Source organism: Salinimicrobium oceani, from assembly GCF_012037645.1.
Genome location: NZ_JAAVJR010000777.1, coordinates 1 through 418, shown reverse-complemented (window position 1 = coordinate 418; position 418 = coordinate 1). Strand labels below are relative to the sequence as shown.

1 protein-coding gene is annotated in these 418 nt (G+C 39.7%); it reads left to right on the top strand.

Going from position 1 to position 418, the window contains the following annotated elements:
- Positions 1-418: tRNA pseudouridine synthase A (locus HC175_RS19355; RefSeq protein WP_168139769.1), on the top strand; the 418-nt coding region annotated here is incomplete at both ends.

Below are 418 nucleotides of genomic sequence, written 5' to 3'. Positions count from 1 at the left end.
CTGCAGCAAAAAACTGAAATAATTGGTGCGGGTAGAACAGATTCCGGAGTACATGCCAGGCAGATCTTTGCACACTTTGATGCTGAAGCAGAATTAGATGAAGCGTTTATCTTCAGGATGAATTCTCTTTTGCCAAAAGATATATCAGCAAAAGGGCTTTATAAAGTAACCCCTGAAGCTCATGCAAGATTTGATGCTATTTCCCGGTCCTATGAATATCATATTGTGACCAGGAAGGATGTTTTTTCAGTAGATACTGCTTACCATATTCACAATGAGCTGGATCTTGAAAAAATGAAAAAGGCGGCAGAAGTTTTATTTGGGTACACCAACTTTAAATGTTTCTCAAGGTCCAGGACAGATGTATTCACCTACAACTGTACGATCAAAAGAGCAGAGTGGGAGCAACAGAAAGACA